This window comes from Phenylobacterium sp. (genome assembly GCF_037138395.1).
Classification (GTDB): Bacteria; Pseudomonadota; Alphaproteobacteria; order Caulobacterales; family Caulobacteraceae; genus Phenylobacterium.
In genome coordinates, this window is record NZ_JBAXIM010000208.1 from 1 (window position 1) to 3,330 (window position 3,330).

A 3,330-nucleotide genomic window follows, 5' to 3' on the forward strand; every position below is an offset into this window, starting at 1 on the left:
GACGGAACCTTGCCCCTTTTCCGTCCTGGTCGTGCTATAGGCGCCGCCCATGCCCTTCCCGACCAGTCATCCGGCGCTTGACCGCGCGCTTTCCGAACGCGGCTATGCCGAGCCCACGCCCGTCCAGGCGCAGGTCCTTGGCGCCTCATACGACCGCGACCTGCTGGTCTCGGCCCAGACCGGCTCGGGCAAGACCGTCGCCTTCGGCCTCGCCATGGCCCCCACCCTCTTGGGTCTCGCCGAAGGTTTCGGCCAGGCCGGGGCGCCCGCCGCCCTGGTCATCGCGCCGACGCGGGAGCTGGCCCTCCAGGTGACCGGCGAGCTGACCTGGCTCTACGCCGCCACCGGGGCGACGATCCTGTCCTGCGTCGGCGGGATGGACCCGAGAGCCGAGCGGCGCGCCCTGCAAAGGGGCGGCCACATCGTCGTCGGCACGCCGGGCCGACTCCGTGACCACCTTGAGCGCGGCGCTCTGGATCTGTCAGAGATTAAGGCGGTGGTCCTCGATGAAGCCGACGAGATGCTCGACATGGGCTTCCAGGAGGACCTGACCTTCCTGCTCGAGGCCGCCCCTGCCGACCGGCGCACCCTAATGTTTTCTGCGACCCTGCCACGGGAGATCGTCCGCCTGGCCTCGGCCTATCAGCGCGACGCCCTGCGCATCGATACCGTCGACCGCGACTCCCCGCACGGCGACATCGAGTACCGCGCTGTCCGGGTCCTGCCCAACCAGGTGGACCTGGCGGTCGTAAATCTTCTGCGGTTCTACGAGGTGCCCGGTGCCCTGGTTTTCGCCAATACCCGAGAGCGGGTGAAGCACCTGACCGCCACCCTGCGCGAACGGGGTTTCTCGGTGGTGGGCCTGTCGGGCGAGTTGACCCAGGACCTGAGGACGGAGGCCCTCCAGGCCCTGCGCGGGGGTCATGCCCGGGTCTGCGTCGCGACTGACGTGGCCGCGCGCGGCCTCGACCTGCCCGACCTGGGCCTGGTCATCCATGCCGAGATCCCCGCCAATGTCGAAGGCATGCTCCACCGGTCGGGTCGGACGGGGAGGGCCGGGCGCAAGGGTGTCTCGGTCCTGCTGGTTCCCCGGGCCCGGCGGCGCAAGGCCGAGCTCCTGTTCCAGGCCGCCTCCATCCGCGCCGAGTGGGTAGGGCCGCCGACCGCCGAAGAGATCCGCGAGAAGGACCGCCAGCGTATGCTGGAGGATCCGATTTTGGTTTCTCCCCCGGACGAGGACTGCATGGCCGAGGGCCGCCGCCTCCTGGAGCGCCTGTCGCCCGAGCAGGTCGCCGGTGCCCTGATGAGGCTCTACCGCGAGAAGCTGCCGCCGCCGGAGGACGTCCAGGACGACGCGCCTTCCCGCTGGAAGCCCGAGGCGGTCGGCGATTTGCGGCCCCAGCGCGACCCCGGCGAGATGGACTGGTTCCGGATCGACATCGGCCGCAAGGACCAGGCCGATCCCAAGTGGCTCATCCCCAAGATCTGCCGGGCGGGGGGCGTGACCAAGCGCGACATCGGTAACATCCGGATTTTCGACGCCGAGACCCGCTTCGAGATCAGCCGGGAAATCTCGCCCGCCTTCGCGGCGGCCGTCGCCGTTCCCCTTCCGGATGGGACACGGATCGCGCCTTCCGAGGCGCCGGGAGCAGAGTCCCGGCCCTCGCGTCCCCGTCGCGAGTTCGAAGCTCCGGGGGAGCGCGGGTCCCCCCCGCCGCGGCCCAAGCGGGCACCCCGGCCCTACACAGCGGAATCGGCGGCACCCAGACCGGCCCAATCCCCTGAACATCCTCCATTCCAGAAGACGGCGCCCGAGACGTCCGCTTTCGAGAAGCGCGCTTTCGAGAAGGCACCCTTCGAGAAGCCGCCCTTCCAGAAAAAGCCCTTCAAGAAGAAGCCCTTCGTGCAGGGTGACCGACCCGCAGCCTCCCCGGGTGACCGGCCCTGGAAGGGAAAGCCCCGGCCGGCAGGCGCAGGCCCGACCGCAGGCACGGGCCCTAAGCGCAAGCCGAACGACGGTCCCGCGCCCCGTGGCGCGCCCTTTCGCGGCAAGCCGAAACGCGGGTCCTGAGGGACCTATCGGCCTCCGTTCAGCCGGTCGATTTCCTGCTTCAGCATCCGGTCTCGCAGGCCGTCGCCGTTGAGGGAGAACCAGGTCGACAGGCCATGGGCGGCCAGGCCAATGCCCCAGCCCGCCATGGGCCAGAAGGCCCAGAGGGGTCCGCCGTTGAAGACATTCAGCGCGATCAGACCCGCATTGACGACCACATAGACGAGGGCGTGGCTGAAGAAGCCCATCCGCAAGCTCACGCGTCTTTGCGCCTTGCGGATCAGTTCCGGATCGATGGGCGCAGGGGTCTCAGTGGGCATGACGGCCTCTCTGGCTGATTTCAGCCGAGGCTATCACACCCTTCCGCAAGGGAAAGCCTGTCCTCCAGGCGCGCGCGCAGGTCGCCGCTCCCCGGCAGGTCCCGGCCGTCCCAGGACAGGGCCGGGCGGAGGCCGCGCAGGGCGTTGGTCAGGACCAGGGCGTCGGCCGTCTTCGCCTCGGCCCGGGTCAGGCGGCGTTCGACAATCTCCGGCATGGCTGCCAACAGTCGGGTCCGTGTGATCCCGGCCAGGATGCCCTCGGAGAGGGGCGGCGTGACAATCTCCCCGTCTACCCGGAAGACGAGGTTGGCGGCGGCCGCGCTGGCGAGCCGACCGCGCGTATTCAACATCACAGCCTCGTCGGCGCCGGCCTGATGGGCCTCCCTCAGGGCCATGACGCTGTCGATGTAGGAGAGGGTCTTGTGACGTGAGGCGGGGGAGGTGGGGTTGCGCCGCACCGAGACGGTTGCGAGGCGGACGGGAGTCCCGGCCTCTGGCGCGGGGCTGGCGGTGACCAGGAGGCGGGCGGCGGCTGACGGGTCCCGCGCCAGGCCCCGGGCCGAGCGCCCGGCGGTCAGAGTCAGGCGCAGGGCAGCCCGTCCGCGGTCCAGCCCGTTCCGGGAAAGGGTCTCCCGGGCGACGGCCTCCAGCCGGGTCCCCTCGGGGGGTTGTGGCAGGCCCAGGGCTGCAGCGGACGCGGCCAGGCGCCGGAAGTGGAGCCCTGCATGCGCCAGCCTGCCGTCCACCGCCAGCAGGGTCTCGAACAGGCCATCACCCAGGGTCAGCCCCCGATCCTCTGCCGGAAGGACGTCGCCGTCCTCGATCCAGTCCCCGTCGCGCCAGGTGATCATGGCCCTTCGCCTCCGATGGCCGCGATGAGCCTCAGGGCCTTGGCCTCGGTCTCCCGGGTCTCCGCCTCCGGGTCGGAGTCCGAAGTGATCCCGCAGCCAACCCGGAAGC

At 70.5% G+C, this 3,330-nt stretch carries 3 protein-coding genes; 1 reads left to right on the plus strand and 2 read right to left on the minus strand.

Annotated features, from left to right (window positions below):
* Positions 1-49: 49 nt before the first annotated feature.
* Positions 50-2,071 carry a DEAD/DEAH box helicase gene (locus WCJ52_RS12275; protein WP_336903597.1) on the plus strand — a complete coding sequence of 674 codons (2,022 nt, stop codon included), beginning with the start codon at positions 50-52 and terminating at the stop codon, positions 2,069-2,071.
* 5 nt (positions 2,072-2,076) lie between these two features.
* Here WCJ52_RS12275 and WCJ52_RS12280 read toward each other — a convergent pair whose 3' ends face one another.
* Positions 2,077-2,370 carry a 2TM domain-containing protein gene (locus WCJ52_RS12280; RefSeq protein WP_336903598.1) on the minus strand — a complete coding sequence of 98 codons (294 nt, stop codon included), beginning with the start codon at positions 2,368-2,370 and terminating at the stop codon, positions 2,077-2,079.
* A 20-nt stretch (positions 2,371-2,390) separates the two neighbouring features.
* The gene (locus WCJ52_RS12285) at positions 2,391-3,221 is read right to left on the minus strand and encodes an aminotransferase class IV (RefSeq protein ID WP_336903599.1); all 831 of its coding nucleotides are present in this window, start codon (positions 3,219-3,221) and stop codon (positions 2,391-2,393) included.
* Positions 3,222-3,330: the final 109 nt, after the last annotated feature.

Coding starts and splice junctions, on each gene's coding strand:
- WCJ52_RS12275 (WP_336903597.1), top strand. CDS start 50: ATGCCCTTCCCGACCAGTCATCCGGCGCTTGACCGCGCGCTTTCCGAA.
- WCJ52_RS12280 (WP_336903598.1), bottom strand. CDS start 2,370: ATGCCCACTGAGACCCCTGCGCCCATCGATCCGGAACTGATCCGCAAG.
- WCJ52_RS12285 (WP_336903599.1), bottom strand. CDS start 3,221: ATGATCACCTGGCGCGACGGGGACTGGATCGAGGACGGCGACGTCCTT.